This window comes from Streptomyces lacrimifluminis (assembly GCF_014646095.1).
GTDB classification, from domain to species: Bacteria; Actinomycetota; Actinomycetes; order Streptomycetales; family Streptomycetaceae; genus Streptomyces; species Streptomyces lacrimifluminis.
In genome coordinates, this window is record NZ_BMMU01000001.1 from 21,756 (window position 1) to 43,106 (window position 21,351).

The following is a 21,351-nucleotide window of genomic DNA, read 5'->3' on the forward strand; positions in this document are numbered from 1 at the left end:
ATGGCCAAGCGAATCGACGTAAGCGGCCTCAGCGCCTACTACGGCTCCTTCCGCGCGATCGAGGACATCTCGATGACGGTCGAGCCGCGCTCGGTGACGGCCTTCATCGGCCCCTCCGGCTGCGGCAAGTCCACCTTCCTGCGCACCCTGAACCGCATGCACGAGGTCACGCCCGGCGGGCGGGTCGACGGCAAGGTCATGCTCGACGACGAGAACCTGTACGGCGCCGGGGTCGACCCGGTGGCGGTACGGCGTGAGGTCGGCATGGTCTTCCAGCGGCCGAACCCCTTCCCGACGATGTCGGTCTACGACAACGTGGCGGCGGGGCTGCGGCTGAACGGCTCGTACAAGAAGTCCGAGCTGAGCGACGTCGTGGAGAAGTCGCTGAAGGGCGCGAACCTCTGGAACGAGGTCAAGGACCGTCTGAACAAGCCCGGTTCGGGTCTGTCGGGTGGCCAGCAGCAGCGGCTGTGCATCGCGCGGGCGATCGCTGTCGAGCCCAACGTGCTGCTGATGGACGAGCCCTGCTCGGCCCTCGACCCGATCTCGACGCTCGCGATCGAGGACCTGATCGGCGAGCTGAAGGAACGGTTCACGATCGTCATCGTGACGCACAACATGCAGCAGGCGGCGCGCGTCTCGGACCGTACGGCGTTCTTCAACCTCGCGGCGGTCGGCCAGCCCGGCAAGCTGATCGAGATCGACGACACGGAGCGCATCTTCTCCAACCCGTCGGTCCAGGCGACGGAGGACTACATCTCGGGCCGCTTCGGCTGAGCCGTCGCTTCCCTGTCTGTTTCAAGGCCCCTCGCGGTGCTGCATGGCGGTGCCACCGCGAGGTCGAAGAGGGCCCGCCCCCCGGAGATTCCTCCGGGGGGCGGGCCCGTTCGTGTGTGCGGGGTGGTGGCGTGCCGTGGTTTTCTTCGCCCCCGCCGCCCCTACCCGTCCCGTCCTTCTGGGGCTCCGCCCCAGACCCCGCTCCTCAAACGCCGGAGGGGCTGGATTTCCCCGGCCGGGGCTTGATCTTTCAGCCCGTCCGGCGGGGCCACACCATCGCCGGGTGCCCGTTACAGGAACGCCAGGTACACGGCCCCGTAGCCGGCGGCAGCCACCACCGCCGCCGCCGGCATCGTGATGAACCAGCCCAGGACGATGTTCTTGGCGATTCCCCAGCGCACCGCCTTCACCCGCTTCGTCGCGCCCACGCCCATGATCGCGGAGGTGATGACGTGGGTCGTGGAGACCGGGGCCTTGAAGAGGTAGGCCGTGGCGAACATGATCGACGCGCCCGTGGTCTCCGCCGCGAAGCCCTGGGGCGGGTCCAGCTCGATGATCTTGCGGCCCAGGGTGCGCATGATGCGCCAGCCACCCGCGTACGTGCCCAGGGACAGCATCACCGCGCAGGAGATCTTGACCCAGACCGGGATCGGGTCGCCGTAGTCCTCGACGTCCGCGATGACCAGGGCCATCACCACGATGCCCATCGTCTTCTGGGCGTCCTGGAGGCCGTGGCCCAGGGCCATGCCCGCCGCCGACACCGTCTGGGCGATACGGAAGCCGCGCTTGGCCTTCGAGGGGTTGGCGCGGCGGAAGATCCACATGATCGCCGTCATCACCAGGTAGCCGGCCAGGAGGCCCACCACCGGGGAGACGAACATCGGGATGACGACCTTCTCCAGGACGCCGTCCCAGTAGACCTTCGTGCCGCCGGCCAGTGCCGCCCCCACCATGCCGCCGAACAGCGCGTGCGAGGAGGACGAGGGGAGGCCGAAGTACCAGGTGATCAGGTTCCAGGTGATCGCGCCGACCAGCGCGGCGAACAGGATCGCCATGCCCGAGGAGCCCTTGGGTGTCTCGATCAGGCCCTCGCTGACCGTCTTCGCGACGCCGCTGCCCAGGAACGCGCCGAGCAGGTTCATCACCGCGGCCATCGCCAGGGCCGCGCGGGGCGTCAGCGCGCGGGTCGACACGGACGTCGCGATCGCGTTCGCCGAGTCGTGGAAGCCGTTCGTGTACGTGAATCCGAGCGCGACCCCGATGGTCACGATCAGTGCGAAGGTGTCCATGTAAGGGTCAGGACTCCTTGACCGCGATGGTCTCCACCGTGTTGGCCACGTGCTCGAAGGCGTCGGCCGCCTCTTCCAGCACATCCACGATCTGCTTGAGCTTCAGCACCTCGATCGCGTCGTACTTCCCGTTGAAGAGGTGGGCGAGGAGCTTCCGGTGGATCTGGTCCGCCTGGTTCTCCAGCCGGTTCACCTCGATCCAGTACTCCGTCAGGTTCTCCATCGTGCGGAGGTTCGGCATCGCCTCCGCCGTCAGCTCCGCCGCCCGTGCCAGGACCTCGATCTGCTGCTCGACACCCTTGGGCAGTTCCTCCACGTTGTAGAGGACGACCAGGTCGACGGCCTCCTCCATGAAGTCCATGATGTCGTCGAGCAGTGAGGCGAGTTTGTAGATGTCCTCACGGTCGAACGGCGTGATGAACGAGGAGTTCAGCTGGTGGAAGATCGCGTGTGTGGCGTCGTCACCGGCGTGTTCCGCGGCCCGCATACGCTCTGCGATCTCGGCCCGCCCGGAGGCGTCCGCCCCGAGCAGTTCCATGAGGAGTCGCGAGCCCGTGACGATGTTGTCCGCGGACGCGGCGAACATGTCGTAGAAGCTCGTCTCCCTGGGGGTCAGACGAAATCGCACGTGAGGTCCTCGGAGTCCTTCGGGTTCGGTCAGGCTGATGCTAGGCGCAACATCCGGCCACGGCTAACGGGTCGCCCCCCAGTGTCGCCCATCGGTCGGCGGGGACTGCACGGTGGTCTGCACCGGCCCTATACCCAGCAAAGTTGGTTACGATATACCCGGCAGGGGTATATTGACGCTTTTGTGTCTGATGTTTGTTCAACGGGAGGACGCGATGACGACCACCGAGGCCGGCGCGGAGACGCCCGATGCGACGACCGACGCGGCAACTCACGCGGCAGCTGACGTGGTGACCGACCACGACCGGGGCGTACACGGGTATCACCAGCAGAAGGCCGAGCACCTGAAGCGGCTGCGCCGGATCGAGGGGCAGATTCGCGGGCTCCAGCGGATGGTCGACGAGGACGTCTACTGCATCGACATACTCACCCAGGTCTCGGCCTCCACCAAGGCCCTGCAGTCCTTCGCGCTCCAGCTCCTGGAGGAGCACCTGCGGCACTGTGTCGCGGACGCCGCCCTCAAGGGCGGTACGGAGATCGACGCGAAGGTGGAGGAGGCGACCAGGGCGATCGGTCGGCTGCTGCGTACCTGAGCCCTCCGGCCAGCCCCGTCATGTCCGTCGGTTTTCAGCCAGCCGAGGTGACCTTGCGCCCCTCGCGCTCCTCCGCCACCCGCAGTACCTCGTCGATGCTCTCCAGACTGAGCCGGTCCTCGCCGGCCGCCGAGGCCGCGATGATCAGATCTCCGCACAGCTCGATCTCGGCGAGGGCCACGTGGTCCTGAACTGCCGTACCGCCGACCGGAGCCACGTGCATCACCTCTTCTCTGCCGTCACCGCTTCCTAGAGTAGGGAGCGGGCCACACACCGCGCATGGCACGGACGGGCTAGTCCTTGCGCTTCGGCGGACGCAGCCGGGGGGCGCCGGGTTGCTCGTGCGGCTCGCTCGCCTGACACGCTCTCCTCGCCTTCCCCGATTTCCGTACGACAGTCTCACTGTTCGGCGATACGGCCCGCGTAGATGTCCGCCGGCCGCGGCAGCCGTACGTGCACGCGGGCCCCGAAGTCGTACAGCAGCGTCGTCGACGTGACCGCGACCGTGTCCTTCCGCTGCCCGTTGACGAAGCTGAACCGGTGCAGGAGCTTGCGGATGCGGCCCTCGTCGTCGAGGTAGGCGTCGAAGGGGACCCGGGCCGTGGCGAACCCTTTCGCCGCCGCTGCCAGCGGGCCCCTGTTGCCGGGCGAGGCACTCTTCGCGGCCTCGGCGAGGTCGGCCGTGCCCCGGTAGTGCCGTACCGAGGTGCCGGCGACGCGGGTCCGGCCCACGTAGGTCGCCTCGCGCGTCCCGCGCAGCATCTCGGCGGCGGCGAACGGGTCCGTGACCCCGCCCGTCACCAGGTTGCCGTCGGCCAGGGTCGCCGTGTCCACCCGTACCCACTTGTCGGCGGGGACGCCCGCGCCCCGGTTCTTCATGAACAGGGCGCCCGGGGCAAGGAGTTCGATGATCGGGCGGTGCGGGCTCGCGCCCGCCGGGTCCTGGGGGAGCAGCACCGTCAGGCGCCCGAGCCGCTTCGTGTAGTCGTAGACGCCCTCGCCCCGGATGGTGACGCGGGTGCCGCCGGTGGCCATCTCCATAAAGGTGGTGGTCCTGGAGGTGCCCGCGTCGACCAGGGCCGTGGCGGCCCGGTGCAGGACGCGGACCGGGTCGCCGGGCGGGCGGGCGTCCGTGGTGGTGGCCTCGCCGCCGCGTGTGCAGCCGGTGGCGCAGATCAGGAGACCGGTCGTCGCGGCGGCCATGACGGCCGCCCCACCGCCTCGCCAGTGTCGCCGCCGTCGCATCGCCGCCCACCCCCAAGCAGGGCCGTCGGTCCACGGCCTCCGTCGTCCGCTTAACGAGGGGTGGGGGAGGTTGTCACGCGGATACCGGTTACTCGCGTTGCCTCGCAGTGTCCGCGCCGGTCCGGGGGGTTATCCCCCGGGAGGGTGCAGCACCCGGGGATGGGTACCGTTGGGGGTGTGGCGCAGCACGACCGAGGCGAACCTTCTCAGCTCCCCGACGAACACTCCGTTTCCATGGTGGAACACGGGCCGTTCTGCTTCGCCAGATGCGTCTGCGGGTGGCGCGGGCCGGCCCGCCGGGCCCGCAGTCTGGCCCGGACGGACGGCAAGGGGCACGTGGACGACAGACCCTAGGGCCGACAGACCCCAGCTGCCCCGCCCTACTCCTTCGGCAGGGCCAGCAGCTCGTCGACCAGGTCCTTGTCGCGGGGCTGGGTGAGGCGTTCGCGGGCCGCCGCCGGGGGCAGCCACAGGATGAGGTCGACCTCGTCGTTCGGGGTGAAGGCGCCGGACGACGCCTCCGCCGCCCAGTAACTCACCTGCTTGGGGCGGCCGTTGACCTCGTAGTGCGCCGTGCTGAGGGGAGCGCCGGGGGCCGCGCGGTAGCCCGTCTCCTCCTCGACCTCGCGCAGCGCGGCGGCGAGTTTCTCCTCGTCGCGCTTCAGGTGGCCCTTCGGGTGCGACCAGTCGTCGTACTTCGGCCGGTGGACGAGACAGATCTCCAGGCCGCCGTCCAGGGGCGAGCGGCGCCACAGGACGCAGCCCGCCGCCAGTGCGGGGCGTTCGCCGTGGTGTCCGTCGGCGGGCGTCATCTCGCGCTCATCGCCTTCTTCTCCCAGGACTGCTGGAACGCGAACCTTGCCGCCTCGACCTCGTGGCGCTGGTCGGCGTGGAGCACGCCGAGCGCGTACGCCGTCGCCGGGGCGATGCGGGGGGTGCGTGCCGCCGCTGCCGCCGCCGCGGCGGCCTCGGACGCGTCCCGGTGCCGGTTGAGTGCCGTGCCGGCCCCCAGCATCCGTACGTCGAGCCGGGCCGCGTCGCCCTCCAGGAGCTCGTGGGCGTAGCGGCGCAGGCGCAGGAGGAGGCGTACGTGGTGCCAGGGGGCGTCCTGGGGGTGCGGGGCCGGGTCGGGGGAGAGGCCGTGGACGAGGGCCTCGGCGTTGTAGGGGTGGCCGGCGGTGAGGAGGGGGAGGGCGGTGACGGCGTCGCAGAGGCGTTCGTGGGCTGCGGCGGCGAGGGGGCGCAGGTCGGTGGTGGGGGCGGTGGGGGTGAGGGGGACTTCGCTGGCGAGGACGGCGACGTTGTCGGCCACCGCGTGGAAGCGGCTCGATCCCAGGGCCTGCAGGGCTGCCGAGTGGGATCGGGTGCGGGCCAGGGTCAGTTGGCGTTCGAGGAGGGCGCCTGCTTTCGCCGCCCCCACGGTCAGGTTGCTGCGGTCCGGGGGCGCCGCCGGATGGGACGGGGCACCGGCGGTGCTGCCCACGGCCACGCCCGCCTGGGTCGGGAAGGGGGTGACGCCGGACAGGCGGTGCAGCGCCAGCAGCAGGCGTTCCAGGCGGGCCGCGTACGCGTGTTCCCTCGCCAACGTGCCTGACAGCCAGGCCAGTTCGGGGTGCAGGGCCTCGGACCAGGTGGGGTCGAGGAGAGGGCGGAAGGTGTGGAGGGTGCCCGTGATGCGGCGGGCCGCGTGGCGCAGGGCGCGGGCCGCGTCCACGGGCTCCTCTCCAGGGGAGGCGGAGGAGCCCGTGTGGGTCGTACCCGTGCCTGTCTCCCTGTGCAGGCGCAGGGCGCGGAGGAACTCCGTCGCCTGCGCCCTCAGGTAGTCCGCGAGGGCGTCGGCCGCCACGGGTCCGGCCGTCGTGGGGTCGGTCGGGTCAAGGTGTCGCTGTGCCACGCCTACGCCTCCGGGCGTCTATAAGCATCTCCTGGACGTTCCGCAGTGGTTGGCCCTCGGAGTCCGTCGCGTGCCGGGTCCATTCGCCGTCCGGGCCCAGGTGCCAGGACTGCGTGGTGTCGGACATGCCGGTTTCCAGCATCCGGTTGAGCGCGGCCCGGTGGGCCGGGTCCGCGACCCTGACGAGTGCCTCGATGCGGCGGTCGAGGTTGCGGTGCATCATGTCGGCGCTGCCGAACCACACTTCGGGCTCGCCGCCGTTGCCGAAGGCGAAGAGCCGGGAGTGTTCGAGGAAGCGGCCGAGGACGGAACGGACCCGTATGTTCTCGGAGAGACCCGGGACTCCCGGCCGTACGGCGCAGATGCCGCGGACCCAGATGTCGCACGGGACGCCGGCCTGGGAGGCGCGGTAGAGCGAGTCGATGAGCGCCTCGTCCACCATCGAGTTGACCTTGATACGGACATACGCGGGGCGTCCGGCACGGTGGTGCTGGACCTCCTTGTTGATCCGTGAGATCAGACCGTCCCGCAGGGACTTGGGGGCGACCAGGAGGCGGCGGTACGTCTCCCGGCGGGAGTAGCCGGACAGCCGGTTGAACAGGTCCGACAGGTCCGCGCCCACCTGCTGGTCGGCTGTCAGGAGGCCCAGGTCCTCGTAGAGGCGGGCCGTCTTGGGGTGGTAGTTGCCGGTGCCGACGTGGGAGTAGCGGCGCAGTGTGTCGCCCTCTTGGCGGACCACCAGGGACAGCTTGCAGTGGGTCTTCAGACCGACGAGGCCGTAGACGACGTGGCAGCCGGACGCCTCCAGCTTCCGCGCCCACTTGATGTTGGCCTGCTCGTCGAAGCGGGCCTTGATCTCGACGAGGACGAGGACCTGCTTGCCGGCCTCGGCGGCCTCGATGAGGGCGTCCACGATCGGGGAGTCGCCCGAGGTCCGGTACAGGGTCTGCTTGATGGCGAGGACGTCGTCGTCGAGCGCCGCCTGCTCCAGGAAGGCCTGGACGGAGGTGGAGAAGCTGTCGTACGGGTGGTGGAGGAGTACGTCCCGTTCGCGCAGGGCCGCGAAGATGTCCGGCGCGGACGACGACTCGACCTCGGCCAGGTCGCGGTGGGTGCCGGCGATGAACTTGGGGAACTTCAGCTCGGGCCGGTCGAGGGAGGAGATGCCGAAGAGGCCGGTGAGGTCGAGGGGACCCGGCAGCGGGTACACCTCCGCCTCGGTGATGTTCAACTCCCGTACCAGCAGGTCGAGTACGTACCGGTCGATGGACTCCTCGACCTCCAGGCGCACCGGCGGCCCGAAGCGGCGCCGCATCAGTTCCTTCTCCAGGGCCTGGAGGAGGTTCTCGGCGTCGTCCTCCTCGACCTCCAGGTCCTCGTTGCGGGTGAGGCGGAAGGCGTGGTGCTCCAGGACCTCCATGCCGGGGAACAGCTCTTCGAGGTGTGCGGCGATGACGTCCTCGATGGGCACGTACCGGCTCGGGGAGGCCTCCAGGAAGCGGGACAGCAGCGGCGGCACCTTCACGCGCGCGAAGTGGCGGTGTCCGCTCACCGGGTTGCGGACGATGACCGCGAGGTTCAGGGAGAGGCCCGAGATGTACGGGAAGGGGTGCGCCGGGTCGACGGCCAGTGGGGTGAGGACCGGGAAGATCTGGTGGCGGAAGAGGGTGAACAGGCGGGCCTGCTCCTTCTCCGTCAGCTCGCTCCAGCGGACCAGGTGCACGCCCTCCTCGGCGAGCGCCGGGGCCACGTCCTCCTGGTAGCAGGCGGCGTGCCGGGCCATGAGCTCGCGGGAGCGGGCCCAGATCATCTCCAGGACCTCGCGGGGCTGGAGGCCGGACGCCGAGCGGGTGGCCACGCCGGTGGCTATCCGGCGCTTCAGGCCGGCTACCCGGACCATGAAGAACTCGTCCAGGTTGCTGGCGAAGATCGCGAGGAAGTTAGCCCGTTCGAGGAGGGGGGTGTTCGGATCCTCGGCCAGTTCGAGCACCCGCTCGTTGAACGCGAGCCAGCTGCGCTCCCGGTCGAGGAAGCGGCCCTGCGGCAGCAGCTCGCCGTCGTAGGGCGCCTCCTCGTACTCGTCGAGGTCGGCGTCGATGTCGGGTTCCAGGTCGGAGACCACGGCCGACACCGTGTGCGGGCGGTGGGAGGTCAGGGAGCCGACGGACGGCTGGGCGTGCTGTACCTGCGACTGGGCGTTTGGCTGGCTCATGACTCCATTGTTCCGCGCCTGGCCCGGGACAGGCGCGTCGGACCGCGCGGGCGGGAGCGCGGCGGGGCCGGACGGGTCCGCTCCGGTCCCGTTGGTGCCCTCTGGGGGCGGCGAAGGCTCAGGCACGGCGGGCGTCATTGGGTGAGCCTCGCAAGCCCGGCTGAATCACTGGTTACGGCGACATGACGTACGGGATATCGGGGGGCGGCTCGCGGGTGCCGGCCGAGGCGGGCCGGGGGTGAGCGGGGAGTGTGCGTACGCCCCTGCTGCTCTGCGGAGGGGCGTAGGCGGGCCGGTGCGCCGGCGGTCAGGCCGTGCGGCGGCGCAGCAGCCAGAAGGCGGTGGCCGTCGCGGCGGCGACGAGGGCGAGGACGAGTCCGGTCTCCATGAGCTGGAGGGGCCAGAAGTGGGAGGCGGCGTGGTAGTCGCGGTAGACGCCGGCGACGTCGTTGCGGGCGACGCACGCGGCCCGGTCGCCGCACAGCAGGCCGGGGAGCCGGGCCCCGGTGGAGGTGTAGGAGCCGGTGCCGACCGTCATGCCGAGGTCGCCCGTGCCCTTCCGGGTCTCGGCCGGCCACAGGTGTGGACGCAGGGACTGGAACTGCTGTACGACGATTCCGATGGCGACTGCTCCGACGCCGAGCCCCGCCAACGAGTGGCGCGCGACCATGCCCGCGAGGACGCCGAGGGCCAGGCCCAGCAGGGCGTAGGCGGTGGCGAGGGTGCCGTTGGCCTCGAAGATCTGGCTGTCGTACCAGCTCCAGCTGCCGTACCAGCGCGCCAGTTCGAGGTGGGACGTCCACAGCATGCGGTGCAGGACGGTGAGGAGGAGAGTGCCGGTGATGATCAGTACGGCCGGTACGGCGAGCTTGGCGGCGAGCCAGCGGGCCGGGGACACGGACTGGGTCCAGGCCAGCTGTGCCGTGCCGTTCTCCAGCTCACGGCCGATGAGCGCGCCGCCCGCCCACGCCGCGATCAGCAACGGGGCGACGGTGATGAGGGTGCTGCCGAGGGCCATGCCCGTGTCCCAGCGGCTCACGCGCGAACTCCCCGTGTCGCAGCCGAGGTTCGGATCGCCGTCACGGCAGCCCAACCGGGTCAGTTCCGCCAGGGCCGAGTCCGCGCCCGGCCCGTACGTCCACAGGATCACGCCGGCGGTCACGGCGAGGTACAGGATCCAGAACCAGAGTGCGGAGCGGTGCACGCGCAGCAGGGTCCAGGTGAGGCCGTGGAGACGGCCTGTGCGCTGTGCCGTGGGTCGCTCGGGTGCCGTGAGTGCGGTGGTGGTGGTCATACGGCGGCCTCCACCGTGTCGTCCAGGTGCAGGGGCGGTGCCTCGGGGGAGCGGAGGTGGGCGAGGACCAGTTCCTCCAGGGTGGGGGTGGTGCTCCGCCAGGTGCCGGTGAGGCGGCCCCCGGGGCGGATGAGGGCGGTGGTCTGGCGGCCCGTCGTACGGGACTCGATGACCGTGTGGTCGTCGAGGTCGGCGGCCGGGCCGGTGATCAGGGTGTGGGCGGCGAGCAGGTCGTCCAGCGGGCCGGCGAGGCGCACCTGACCGGCGCCGACGAGGAGGACGTGGTCGCAGGAGCCCTCCAGCTCGGCGACGACGTGCGAGGACATGACAACCGTGGTGCCGTTCTCGGCGGCGTCGGCCATCAGGGTGCCCATCAGCTCGTGCCGGGCGAGCGGGTCGAGGTCGGCCATCGGCTCGTCCAGGAGCAGCAGTTCGGGGCGCTTGCCGAGGGCGAGGGCGAGCGCGACCCGGGTGCGCTGGCCGCCGGAGAGGGCGTGGATCTTGACGTCGGGGTCGAGGGCGCCGTCCGCGACGACGCGCTCGGCGACGGCCGCGTCCCAGCGCCGGGGGTTGAGCTCCCGGCCCAGGCGGAGGGTGTCCTCGACGGTGAGCTGGGGGTGCAGGGGCTTGTCCTGGGCGACGTACGCCATGCGCTCCCGCGCCGCCGCCGGGCTGGTGCCGAGGACGGTGAGCGTGCCCTCGGTGGGCCTGAGCAGACCGGCCGCGTGGGCCAGCAGCGTCGACTTGCCGGCGCCGTTGGGCCCGACGACCGCGCAGACGCGCCCGGCCGGCAGCCGGAACGTGCACGCACGCAGCGCCCAGCCCTTCCGCCGGCCGAACCGCTTGCCCAGCCCGGCCGCCTCCATGGCGGTGTCGGTCATCCCTGCTCCCCCTTGAAATAGGTGTCGAGTACGGAAGTGAACAGGGCCGCCACGTCGTCCCGTTCGAGGCCGGCTTCGCGCGCCCGGACCGCCCAGTCGCCCAGTTCGGCGCCGAAGGGGGAGTCCGCCGGGGCTGCCCCCAGCGACTTGCGGACGAACGTGCCGAGGCCCCGCCGCGCCTCGACCAGGCCCTCGCGTTCCAGCTCGCGGTAGGCCTTCAGGACGGTGTTCGGGTTGATGGCGGTGGCCTCCACGACCTCACGGGCCGTGGGCAGCTTGTCGCCGGGTTCCAGCAGACCCAGGCGCATGGCCTGTTTGGTCTGCTGCACGATCTGCAGATAGGTGGCGACGCCGGTGCGCCTGTCGATGCGGTACTCGACCACTCGTGCAACCACCTTTTCACTAATTGAATAGTGAAAGCGTGAACCAAGGGTGGGGGCGGTGTCAATATCACCGCCCCCACCTTCGGCAGGCGCTCGCTGTTCGGTGCCCGGGTGCTACGACTCCGTGCGGTACATGAGGTCCGTCTCGTGGGTCTCGAAGCCCAGCCGCTCGTACAGGCTCACCGCCGCCGTGTTGTCCGCGTCGACGTACAGCATCGCCGTGGGCAGCCCGCGCTGTGCCAGGTGGCGCAGGCCGATCGTGGTGAGCGCCCGGCCGAGGCCGCCGCCCTGGGCGCCCGGGCGCAGGCCGATGACGTACACCTCGCCGAGGCCCTCCGCCGCGTGCGTCTTCGTCCAGTGGAAGCCGATGAGTTCGCCGTCGCGGAAGGCGAGGAAGAAGCCCTCCGGGTCGAACCAGGCCTCGGCCCTGCGGTCTTCGAGGTCGCGCTGGGTGAGGGAGCCCTGCTCGGGGTGGTGGGAGAAGGCGGCGGCGTTCACGGCGAGCCAGGCCGCGTCGTCCTGGCCGGGCACGAAGGTCCGTACCGTCACGTCGTCCGGGAGCTTCGGGTCGGGCAGCTCCAGGTCGGTCAACGGCCGCCGCAGCTGGCGCAGTTCGCGGAAGAGGGCGAGGCCGAGGACCTGGGCGAGGTGCCGGGCGGCGGAGTGGCCGCCGTGTGCCCAGACGCGCAGCCGCTTGCCGGAGGCGGCCAGCAGGGCCGAGCCGAGGGCACGCCCGTGCCCGTGGCCGCGATGGGCCGGGTGGATCACCAGTTCGGCGGCCGGTGCCTCGACCGGGTCGGTGTCCTCCAGCTGTGCGTAGCCGACGAGTTCGCCGCCGACGATCAGAAGGAAGTGCGACACGCCCTCGCGGGCGCCCCCGCGCAGTTGGAGCCGCCCCTGCTCCGACACCGCCTGCTGGCCGTCGATCCGGGCGGCGTCCGCGAGCAGCGCGAGGACGGCGTCGGCCAGCTCGGGGGTGAGGGCGGCCCGGGTGTCGATGGAACGAGACAGGCCGGGGGGGCCGGAGGGCGCGGTGTCGTCGCTGGTCATGGCTACGAGGGTAAGGCCTGCCCGATTCATGGTGAATCTCCCGGGGAGGCAACCGTTCCGTAACCCTGAACCCCTGTCGCGCTACGCGCGTTGACCCTAGGCTGCGCCGGGACGGGACTGAGTTCTCACCCTCTTCTTACGTCGCCCTTTCCCGGGGCGATCCCAAGTCTTCCGAACCTTGCTCACTTCAGGGGGGCACATGCCAGCCACACCCCAGCCGTACCACCGCCGCAGACGCCGTACGCGCGCGCTGCTCGCCGGCGCCGCCGGCATCGTCACGGTCGGCGCGCTCGCCGCCGCCACTCTTCCGGCCAGCGCCGGTGTCAGCGCGTCCAAGCCCGGCGGCCACGGGCAGGGCAAGCCGAGCCGCTACCAGGACGTACAGCTGCTGTCCTTCAACGACCTGCACGGCAACCTGGAGCCGCCGTCCGGCTCCGCCGGCCGCGTCACCGAGATCCAGGCCGACGGCACGACCAAGACGATCGACGCGGGCGGTGTCGAGTACCTCGCCACGCACCTGCGCGAGGCGCGCGGGGACAACCCGTACTCGATCACGGCGGCCGGCGGCGACATGGTCGGCGCCTCCCCGCTGATCTCGGGCCTCTTCCACGACGAGCCCACCATCGAGGCGCTCAACGGCCTCGACCTGGACGTCACCGCGGTCGGCAACCACGAGTTCGACGAGGGCGCCAAGGAACTGGGCCGCCTGCAGAACGGTGGCTGCCACCCGACCGACGGCTGCTATGTCAAGGGCAAGAAGTTCAAGGGGGCGGACTTCCCCTACCTCGCGGCGAACGTGCTCGACGAGAAGACCAGGAAGCCGATCCTCAAGCCCTACTGGGTGTGGAAGAAGAACGGCGTCAAGGTCGGCTTCATCGGCGTGACCCTTGAGGACACCCCGGGTGTCGTCTCCGCCGAGGGCGTGAAGGGCCTCAAGTTCAAGGACGAGGTCGAGACGATCAACAAGTACGCCAAGGTGCTGGAGAAGCAGGGCGTCAAGTCGGTCGTCGCGCTGATCCACGAGGGCGGCCTCCCGGCCTCGACGGCCTACAACTTCGACTGCGACGCGGCGGGCGGCGGCTCCGGCATCTCCGGTCCGATCGTCGACATCGCGAAGAACATCACCCCGAAGGTCGACGCGCTGGTCACCGGCCACACGCATGCCGCGTACGCCTGCACGATCCCGGACCCGTCGGGCAAGCCGCGCACGGTCACCTCGGCCGCGTCCTTCGGCCGCCTCTACACGGACACCACGCTGACGTACGACCGCTGGACGGGTGACATCGCCCGTACCGCCGTCTCCTCCGCGAACCACGTGGTCACCCGGACCGTCGCCAAGGCCGCGGACATGACCGACCTGATCGCCCGGTGGAACACCCTCGCGGCGCCCATCGGCAACCGCGCGATCGGTTACATATCCGGCGACATCCCCAGCGCCGGCATCGAGTCCCCGATGGGCGACCTCATCGCCGACGCGCAACTGGCGTACGGCAAGAAGCTGGACGCGGGGACCGACCTCGCGCTGATGAACTCGGGCGGTATCCGCGGCGGGCTGACGTTCGCGGCGAAGGGCACCGAGGGCGACGGTGTCGTCACCTACGCCGAGGGCTTCACGGTCCAGCCGTTCTCCAACACGGTGAACCTCCAGGACTTCACCGGCGCCCAGCTGATCTCCGTACTCCAGGAGCAGGTGAGCGGTTCGAACACGGCTGCTCCGAAGATCCTCCAGGTGTCGTCGGGGCTCACCTACACGCTCGACATGACGAAGGCCGGCGCGGCGCGCGTCATCGCCGACTCGGTCAGGCTGAACGGTGCGGCGATCGACCCGGCCGCCACCTACCGCGTCGCGACGAACAGCTTCCTCGCGGGCGGCGGCGACGGCTACCCGACGCTGGGCCAGGGCACGAACGACCTGGTCGGCGGGGACGACCTGCTGGCGCTGGCGGACTACCTGACCGCCAACTCCACGGCCACGACGCCGATCGCGCCGCCGACGGCGAAGCGGATCACGATCGTGCAGTAACCAGTAACCAGTAGTTGTCTGCCGAAGGGCCCAAGGCGTATCGCCTTGGGCCCTTTGTTATGCCCGTAATAAGTCCTGTGTGAATAGTGGATCGGTTCCCCGGGGTTCCTGAAAATTGGTCTCAGTTGCAATTAATCGAGGTCTAAGTGGAATTGGCTTTTTCCTCTTATCGGGTCCCGTAGTGTTTTCCATGTCGAAACCGAACGACACCGAACAACACGAAAACCAAGGAGAATCGCATGAGCTTCCACAAGATCGCCCCCGTCAAGAAGGCCGCCAAGCCCGCCGCCCACGCCCCGAAGCCGAAGGCTCCGAAGAAGCCGGCGCCCCAGAAGGTGCAACGTCGTCCGGTCGGGCACCAGCGCTGAGACCCGCCATGAGGCGGGGTCACCGCAGGACGAGCACATCGTCCCGGTGGCCCCGCCTCAGGCGTGTAGGGAGAAAGGGAAAGGGAGTTGAGCATGAGGGAAATCCGGGAGGCATTCCGCAGGTTCTGGCCGTTGACGCGCGGCGACCGGAAATGGCTGGTGGCGATCGTGGTGTGCGTGATGGTTTCCGCACTGGCCGAGACCGCCGCGATCCTGCTGTTCGCGGAACTGACGGACAACGCCCTGAAAGCCGGTTCCCTCGCCGCCTTCTGGGGTCCGGCCGGCGCCTGGCTGGCCGTCGCCGTGCTCGGCGCGTTCGTCGGTTATGCCGGAAACTCGCTCGCCACCTGGACCGCCGAGAGATTCGTCCTGCGGCTGCGCGCCAACGTTTTCCGGCACGTCCAGGATCTCCCGCCGCACTTCTTCCAGAAGCACCGCCAGGGCGACCTGGTGGAGCGCCTCACCGGTGACGTCGAAGCCATCGAACAGATGGTCGTCTCGGGAGTCGTCGGCACCGTCTCCGCCGTCTTCTCGGCCCTCTTCTACTCCGCCGCCGCCCTCTGGCTGCGCTGGGACCTGGCCCTGGTCACCTTCTTCCTCGCCCCCCTCTTCCTCCTCGCCGCCCGCCGCTTCGCCGGCCGTATCAGGACGGCGAGCCAGGACGAGCGGGTCGCCGACGGCGCGATCACCTCCGTGGTGGAGGAGTCCCTCGGCAACATCGTGCTCACCCAGGCCTACAACCGCCGCCGCGACGAGGAGAAACGGCTCGACCGCGAGGCCCGCGCCTGGATGAGGGCGACTGTGCGCGGGGCGCGGCTGAGCGAGATGTACGAACAGTTCGTCGAGGTCGTCGAGACGCTGTGCGTCCTCACGGTGATCGGACTCGGCGTCTGGGAGATCTCCGCCGGCCGTATGACACTGGGTGCCCTGCTGGCCTTCGCCGCCTTCGTCGGCTACCTCTATCCGCCGATCCGCAGCCTCGGCCAGCTCGGCCTGACCCTGACGGCGGCGACCGCGGGCGCGGAACGCCTGGGCGAGCTGCTCGACGCCGAGCCGGCCGTCGCCGACCCGGTCGAGCCGGTGGCCCAGTGGCCGGTGCGCGGCTGGGTCGGCGTCCACGGCGCGTCCTTCACCTACCCGGGCACGGCAACGGACCGCCGTCCGTCGTTGCTGGACGTGACCTTCACCGCCGCCCCCGGCGAACTGGTCCTGATCACGGGAGCGAGCGGCGCGGGAAAATCCACCCTGTCGAAACTCCTCACCCGCTTCTACGACCCCTCGGCGGGCGTGATCTGCCTGGACGGCGTCCCGCTGACCGACGTACCCCTCACCTTTCTGCGCGAGAACGTGGCACTGCTGCCGCAGGAGACGCTGATCCTGCACGGGTCGATCCGCGAGAACATCGAGTGCGGGCACCCCGGCGCGAGTGACGCGGACATCGAGGCGGCGGCGCGGGCGGCCGACGCGCACGACTTCGTCGCCGCGCTCCCGGAGGGGTACGGGACGAGGATCGCCCCCGGCACGGCCACGCTCTCCGGCGGTCAGTTGCAGCGGATCGCGATCGCCCGGGCGATGCTGCGCCGGGCCCCGGTACTGGTCCTCGACGAGCCGACGGCCGGCCTGGACTCGATCGCCGCCCGCCGGATCGTCCCGGCGCTGCGACGGCTGATGGCGGGCCGTACGACCATCATGATCACCCACGATCTGAGCCTCGCCCCGGACGCGGACCGCATCCTGGTCGTCGACGAGGGCCGCCTCACCGAGACGGGCACGCACGACGAACTGATGGCGCGGGGCGGGCTGTACGCGCGACTCGCGGCACCCCTGTCGCCGACGCCGACGCCGACGCCGACGCCGACGCCGGCACCCGCACCCGCACCGGCACCCGCACCGGCACCCGCACCCGCACCCGCACCCGCACCCGCACCGGCACCCGCACCCGCACCGGCACCCGCACCCGCACCGGCACCCGCACCCGCACCGTCATCTTCGTCGTCACCGGTGCCGGACTACTGGCGGGAGGAGACGCTGACGCTCGCCCTGAGGGTGTAACCCATCCCCCCCGTACGGTGTGGACGAGCCGGGGTTCGCCCCGGCTCTCCAGGTTCCGGCGCAGGTACATGACGTACACGTCGAGCGTGTTGGAGGCGGGCTGCCGGGGGTGCGGGTTGTTCCGTACGTCGGTCAGCCGGCCGTCGGTGTCCAGTCGCCCAGCCAGTCCGCGACCTCCTGGCCCGTGGCCTGGGCGTCGGTCAGGTGCGGGCGGTCGCTGCTCGCGGCGCCCGAGCCCGCGCCGGTGTTCCTGTACTCGGCGAAGCGGTCGTCCTTCCAGGAGAAGCCGCTCATGTCGGTCCAGGGGGTCGTCCTGATCGCGGCGCTCAGGGAGGTGTTGCGGATGGTGGTCTGCGGGTCGAGAGACGCGTCGCCGCCCGCGTGCCAGGGGCGGCCGAGGTAGAAGCTGCGGTCGGAGACGTCACCGTTCACCGTGGAGTTGGCGATCAGGATGCCCTTGCGGTTCGCGGCGGTGCTGGGGGCGGTGACGTAACCGGCGGAGGTGCCGTTCCAGCGCTTCTTCAGGGTGATGACGGACTTGTCGATCACGGCGGTGGCCCGGCCGAAGATGAAGTCGGTGTTGCCGACGACGTAGGAGTTGGTGACGTAGACGCGGCCCAGCCTGTCCTTGGACGCGGTGTCCACCAGCAGGGTGTCCTGGTCGCCGCTGATGATGACGCCGTCGAGGAACACCTTGTCGGCGGCGGTGCGCAGGGCGACCGCCTGGCCCGCGATGTCCTGGTGCGCGGCCTCGTCGAAGTCGTTGGAGATGGTCAGGTTGCGGGCCTGGAAGTCGTCGGCCTCGACGGCGACCGTGGCGCTGCCGCCGGTGCCGTACGTACCGGAGCCGTCGGGCTTCGGCGTACCGGACGCGTTGTTGTAGACGATCGTGGTGTCCTTGCGGCTGCCGCCGCTGCCCTGGATGGTGACGTGCGGCTTGTTGGACGGGACCTTCACCAACTCGCGGTACGTGCCCGGCTTCACGGAGATGACCACCCGGGAGGCGTTGTTCGCGGGTACGGCGTTCACGGCGGCCTGCACGGTCCGGTACTGGCCGGAGCCGTCCGCGGCGACGGTGAGGGTCGTGGCCGCGGCGGCTGTCGTGGTGCCGCTGCCGGTCGTCGCCTTGGCAACGGAACTGCGCGGCCCCGCACCGGACTTGAGGAGCGCGGGCACATCGGCCGTCTTGTCCGGCGTGTAGCTGTAGTACGACCTCGGGTTCCAGGCCGCGCCCGGACCCCCGCTCTCGTTCCTGCCACTGGTCCCGGAGAAGGTGTTGCCGCGCTGGACGACGGTGGCGGTGGCGTCGCGGACGACGGGGTTGGTCATGCCGTGGAAGTAGGAGTTCTCCAGCACCATGTTGGTCCTGCCGCGCGAGTAATTGCCGTACGAGGACTTGATGGTGGTCCCCGCCTCGTCCTCCAAATAGTTGTTGTAGAGGTGCGCGTGGGCCACGTTGTCGGTGGACGGGTTGCGCTGCTCGGTCTCGCGGATCCAGTTGTGGTGGATCGTGATGTCGGCGGTGGTGTTCTCGGTCCAGCCGATGCCGAAGGCCTTGTTGTCCTGGCTCAGCCTGTTCCAGGACACGGTCAGGTAGGTCGTGTCCTTGCGGCTGTCGATGAGACCGTCGGCCATGTGCCGCAGGTCGTTGTGGTCGATCCACACGTGATGGGCGCCGTCCATCTGGATGGCGTCGAAGTCGTGCTCCTTGTCGTTCCAGACGCCCTGGTAGGCGTCCCGGATCGTCAGGTTCCGGATAATGACGTTGTGGACACCCTGCCCGAGGAAGAACCCGCCGCCCACGATGTGCCCGGAGGTCCCGGACCCGATGATGGTCTTGTCGGAGGCGACCTTGATCTCCTTGCCGACCGGGTTCATGGTGATGGTGGCGGCGACGACGATGACGTACGGCTCGGCGGCGGTCGCGTACTTCTCCAGGTCGGCGAGCGTCCTCACGGTGACGGTCTGGCCGTCCCGGCCGCCGTAAGTCCCGTTCTGACCAAGGGCGTTCACGGAGGCGAAGCCGTCCGCGACATCGGTGACGCCGGCGAGGGCGGAGGTCGCGGTGGCGGAGGCCGCGGCGGACGCCTTCGGCTGCGCGTCCGCGCCGAACACGCCGAGGGCACCGCCGTAGGCCATGGCTCCGGCGGAGGCGAGGGCCAGCGGGACTCCGGCGAGCAGTGCGGTCCTACGGCGGCGGTGGTGACGGGTGCGGCTGCGGCTACGGGACTTGCTGCGGGTTTCGCTCACGGCTGCTTCCGATCGGGTCAGGGGGCAGGGGGGTGGATCAAGAGGGATCAACTGGAGGGGGAACCACGTCACTTGGCTGTCGCAGCCGTCGGGGGAAAGGTTGCCGTGCCGAGGAGGCGACGGGGGACCGGAAGGGAAGCGGAATGATCGGGACGGTGTTCCGTACGGACGACGTACCTGCGGGCGACAGATTCGACTACTGGCAGGAACTGGTCGGCCGGACGCGCTCCAGCGCACTCGTCAGCGACCACGCCGCCGACTTCTGGGCGGAGCAGCGGCTGATGGAGCTGGGGCCGGTGGTCGTGAGCCAGATGTCGTTCCTGCCGACGCGCTACCGGCGGACCGAGAAACTGGTGCGCCAGGCCGACCCCGAGCTGTATCACCTGACGCTGCTGCTCGACGGCGGGCTGGCGCTCGACCACGCCGGGCAGACCAGCACGTTCACCTCACGTGACCTGCACCTGGCCGACAGCTCGCAGCCCTACGACGTCAGGTCGGCGGACGACCGGCAGGGCGGCCTCGTCACCGGAATGGCCGTGGACTTCCCCAAGGCGCTGCTGCCCCTGCCGCCGCACCGGGTACGGGAGTTGCTGGGCCGGCGGCTGCCGGGGCTGGAGGGCGTCGGGGCGCTCGTGGCGGACTTCGTCGTCGGTCTTGACCGGCAGGCCGGCACACTCCAGCCGTCCGACGCGCCCCGCCTGGGCACGGTCGTCCTCGACCTCATGTCGGCCTGGTTCGCCCAACTGCTGGAGGCGGAGGCCGCGTTGTCGCCGGAGACCCGGGGGAGGGCAATGGCGCAACGCGTCCAGGAGTTCATCCGGCAGAACCTGCACGACCCCGAACTGACGCCCCCGGTGATCGCCGCCGCCCACCACATCTCGCTGAGCTATCTGCACCGCATCTTCCAGCAGCACACCCAGGGCGAACCGGTCGCGGCCTGGATCCGCCGCCGACGCCTGGAGAACGCCCACCGCGACCTGGCGAACCCCTCGCTGCGCGGCACCCCGATCCACACCGTCGCGGCCCGCTGGGGCTACCGGCGCCCTTCCGATTTCACCCGGGCGTTCCGCGCCGCGTACGGGATGTCACCCAGGGACTACCGCCAACAGGCCCTGACGTAAGGGCAGGAGGACGCGAGTAGACGCAGTGCCAAGAAACTGTGGACCGGTTGCGAACGACAACCCGCCGACAACCAGGCATTGTCGTTTCTGCAACGGGGGAACCCTCGGTCGCGGGACTGTTCCTCTCGGCTCCGCGACCGAGGAAACCCGGCATCACCACTCCGTCGGGATCCGCCCACCCCGGCTGACCGCGATCCGCAGGACGTCCGCCTCCGACTCGGCGGCCCGCGTGAGCGCGAACTGATACCCGACAGCTGTAACTCGCGCGGATCACAACGGAAGCCCCAAAAGGCCCGTATGCCGGGATGATCTGGGCCACCATGGGGAATGCCCCGTGGCACAGCCGCGCGGCGCACTATCGCGAGCGGGGCGCGACGGGAGGCCACGGGGTGCGGAGAGAGGTGGACGCGGGGGACGGGCGCCGATTAGCCGTCGAGGTCAGCGGCGACCCGAGTGGTCTGCCGGTCTTTCTGCTGCACGGCACACCGGGCAGCAGACTCGGACCGGCTCCCCGGCCGATGCTTCTGTACCACCAGCAGGTACGCATGATCACCTACGACCGCCCCGGTTACGGTCGCTCGGACCCGCTTCCGGGACGTCTTGTCTCCCATGTCGCCGCCGACGTCGCGGCGATCGCGGACGCCCTGGGTATCGCACGGTTCGCGGTCGTCGGCCGTTCCGGTGGCGGCCCGCACGCCCTGGCGTGTGCCGCTATGCTGCCCGACCGGGTGACCCGGGTCGCGGTGCTGGTGAGCCTGGCGCCACGCGACGCCGACGGGCTGGACTGGTTCGCCGGCATGGCCGCCTCCAATGTCAGCGAGTACACCCAGGCCCTGGCCGGACCGGACCGGCTTGCCGCCAGTCTGCGCAAACGCTCCGTCGCGATCCGGAAGGACCCCGTACGACTGCTGACCCAACTGCGCAGGGAGCTCACCGAGTCCGACCTGCGGGTGGTCGCCGACGCGGGCATCAGGGGCATGCTGCTGCGCAACTACCGGGAGGCGCTGCGGGTGTCGGCCGACGGCTGGGTGGACGACGCCCTGTCCTTCTGCAGCCCCTGGGGCTTTTCCCTGACCGGCATCTCCGTACCCGTGCTCCTGTGGCACGGAGAGCAGGACTCGTTCTCCCCGGCCAGCCACACCCGCTGGCTGGCCACGCGGATACCCAGCGTGACCGCGATTCTTCAGCCCGCCGCCGCACACTTCACATCGCTGCGGGTGCTGCCGGACATCGTGACCTGGCTGCTGGCCGGCCGGCCGCTTCCGTCGGCCGACCGGTCCTGAACTCCCGTA

At 70.2% G+C, this 21,351-nt stretch carries 19 protein-coding genes and 1 pseudogene; 7 read left to right on the forward strand and 13 right to left on the reverse strand.

Translation table 11 applies throughout. The features are described from left to right. Window positions 1-777, forward strand: coding sequence for a phosphate ABC transporter ATP-binding protein PstB (gene pstB, locus IEY89_RS00100; protein ID WP_189145123.1), 777 nt, complete (start codon window positions 1-3; stop codon window positions 775-777). A 290-nt stretch (window positions 778-1,067) separates the two neighbouring features. On the opposite strand, the gene IEY89_RS00105 is transcribed toward pstB, so the two are convergent. Both IEY89_RS00105 and IEY89_RS00110 read right to left on the reverse strand, forming a co-directional pair. Next, on the reverse strand, window positions 1,068-2,066 hold the full coding sequence (locus tag IEY89_RS00105) for an inorganic phosphate transporter (RefSeq protein ID WP_189145124.1): 999 nt from the start codon (window positions 2,064-2,066) through the stop codon (window positions 1,068-1,070). Between the two features lie 7 nt (window positions 2,067-2,073). Further along, window positions 2,074-2,694 (reverse strand): DUF47 domain-containing protein, encoded by a 621-nt coding sequence (locus IEY89_RS00110; protein ID WP_164321238.1) that lies wholly within the window; start codon window positions 2,692-2,694, stop codon window positions 2,074-2,076. 214 nt (window positions 2,695-2,908) lie between these two features. Between IEY89_RS00110 and IEY89_RS00115 the strand changes: the two genes are divergently transcribed. Further along, window positions 2,909-3,286 (forward strand): metal-sensitive transcriptional regulator, encoded by a 378-nt coding sequence (locus tag IEY89_RS00115; RefSeq protein WP_189145125.1) that lies wholly within the window; start codon window positions 2,909-2,911, stop codon window positions 3,284-3,286. 34 nt (window positions 3,287-3,320) lie between these two features. Here the strand turns inward: IEY89_RS00115 and IEY89_RS00120 are convergent, their stop codons facing one another. From IEY89_RS00120 to mshD, 9 genes are all read right to left on the reverse strand, one after another. Next, window positions 3,321-3,509, reverse strand: a complete 189-nt coding sequence (locus tag IEY89_RS00120) for a hypothetical protein (RefSeq protein ID WP_189145126.1) — start codon at window positions 3,507-3,509, stop codon at window positions 3,321-3,323. A 176-nt stretch (window positions 3,510-3,685) separates the two neighbouring features. Continuing rightward, the gene (locus IEY89_RS00125) at window positions 3,686-4,531 is read right to left on the reverse strand and encodes an SCO4651 family lipoprotein (RefSeq protein ID WP_189145127.1); all 846 of its coding nucleotides are present in this window, start codon (window positions 4,529-4,531) and stop codon (window positions 3,686-3,688) included. Window positions 4,532-4,911: 380 nt separating this feature from the next. Next, window positions 4,912-5,343, reverse strand: coding sequence for an NUDIX hydrolase (locus tag IEY89_RS00130; protein ID WP_189145128.1), 432 nt, complete (start codon window positions 5,341-5,343; stop codon window positions 4,912-4,914). Next, complete coding sequence (locus IEY89_RS00135) at window positions 5,340-6,425, reverse strand: CHAD domain-containing protein (RefSeq protein ID WP_189145129.1); 1,086 nt, start codon at window positions 6,423-6,425, stop codon at window positions 5,340-5,342. The genes IEY89_RS00130 and IEY89_RS00135 overlap by 4 nt, the downstream gene beginning before the upstream one ends. After that, window positions 6,406-8,637: an RNA degradosome polyphosphate kinase gene (locus tag IEY89_RS00140; protein WP_189145130.1), complete on the reverse strand. Its 2,232-nt coding sequence runs from the start codon at window positions 8,635-8,637 to the stop codon at window positions 6,406-6,408. The genes IEY89_RS00135 and IEY89_RS00140 overlap by 20 nt, the downstream gene beginning before the upstream one ends. Before the next feature lie 307 nt (window positions 8,638-8,944). Further along, complete coding sequence (locus tag IEY89_RS00145; RefSeq protein WP_189145131.1) at window positions 8,945-9,931, reverse strand: ABC-2 membrane transporter-related protein; 987 nt, start codon at window positions 9,929-9,931, stop codon at window positions 8,945-8,947. Next, on the reverse strand, window positions 9,928-10,812 hold the full coding sequence (locus tag IEY89_RS00150) for an ABC transporter ATP-binding protein (protein WP_189145132.1): 885 nt from the start codon (window positions 10,810-10,812) through the stop codon (window positions 9,928-9,930). The genes IEY89_RS00145 and IEY89_RS00150 overlap by 4 nt, the downstream gene beginning before the upstream one ends. Then, complete coding sequence (locus IEY89_RS00155; RefSeq protein WP_189145648.1) at window positions 10,809-11,195, reverse strand: GntR family transcriptional regulator; 387 nt, start codon at window positions 11,193-11,195, stop codon at window positions 10,809-10,811. Before IEY89_RS00155 ends, IEY89_RS00150 begins: the two co-directional genes overlap by 4 nt. 114 nt (window positions 11,196-11,309) lie before the next feature. Continuing rightward, window positions 11,310-12,245 carry a mycothiol synthase gene (gene mshD / locus IEY89_RS00160; protein ID WP_189145133.1) on the reverse strand — a complete coding sequence of 312 codons (936 nt, stop codon included), beginning with the start codon at window positions 12,243-12,245 and terminating at the stop codon, window positions 11,310-11,312. A 199-nt stretch (window positions 12,246-12,444) separates the two neighbouring features. Here mshD and IEY89_RS00165 point away from each other — a divergent pair, with 199 nt between their 5' ends. From IEY89_RS00165 to IEY89_RS00170, 3 genes are all read left to right on the forward strand, one after another. Next, on the forward strand, window positions 12,445-14,268 hold the full coding sequence (locus IEY89_RS00165; RefSeq protein WP_189145134.1) for a bifunctional metallophosphatase/5'-nucleotidase: 1,824 nt from the start codon (window positions 12,445-12,447) through the stop codon (window positions 14,266-14,268). Between the two features lie 239 nt (window positions 14,269-14,507). Next, a complete protein-coding gene (locus IEY89_RS41445) occupies window positions 14,508-14,636 on the forward strand; it encodes a hypothetical protein (protein ID WP_268240712.1) in 129 nt (42 codons plus the stop codon). 93 nt (window positions 14,637-14,729) lie between these two features. Continuing rightward, window positions 14,730-16,688: an ABC transporter ATP-binding protein gene (locus IEY89_RS00170; protein ID WP_229694971.1), complete on the forward strand. Its 1,959-nt coding sequence runs from the start codon at window positions 14,730-14,732 to the stop codon at window positions 16,686-16,688. Here the strand turns inward: IEY89_RS00170 and IEY89_RS00175 are convergent. Together IEY89_RS00175 and IEY89_RS00180 are read right to left on the reverse strand one after the other, a co-directional pair. Continuing rightward, a pseudogene (locus IEY89_RS00175) lies at window positions 16,669-16,791 on the reverse strand (winged helix-turn-helix domain-containing protein); the annotation flags it as partial. The gene IEY89_RS00170 and the pseudogene IEY89_RS00175 sit on opposite strands and share 20 nt — an antisense overlap. 29 nt (window positions 16,792-16,820) lie before the next feature. Then, on the reverse strand, window positions 16,821-18,938 hold the full coding sequence (locus IEY89_RS00180; RefSeq protein WP_189145135.1) for a pectinesterase family protein: 2,118 nt from the start codon (window positions 18,936-18,938) through the stop codon (window positions 16,821-16,823). Window positions 18,939-19,081: 143 nt separating this feature from the next. Between IEY89_RS00180 and IEY89_RS00185 the strand changes: the two genes are divergently transcribed. Then, window positions 19,082-20,059 carry an AraC family transcriptional regulator gene (locus IEY89_RS00185; RefSeq protein WP_189145136.1) on the forward strand — a complete coding sequence of 326 codons (978 nt, stop codon included), beginning with the start codon at window positions 19,082-19,084 and terminating at the stop codon, window positions 20,057-20,059. Window positions 20,060-20,448: 389 nt separating this feature from the next. After that, on the forward strand, window positions 20,449-21,342 hold the full coding sequence (locus IEY89_RS00190; RefSeq protein WP_189145649.1) for an alpha/beta fold hydrolase: 894 nt from the start codon (window positions 20,449-20,451) through the stop codon (window positions 21,340-21,342). Window positions 21,343-21,351: the final 9 nt, after the last annotated feature.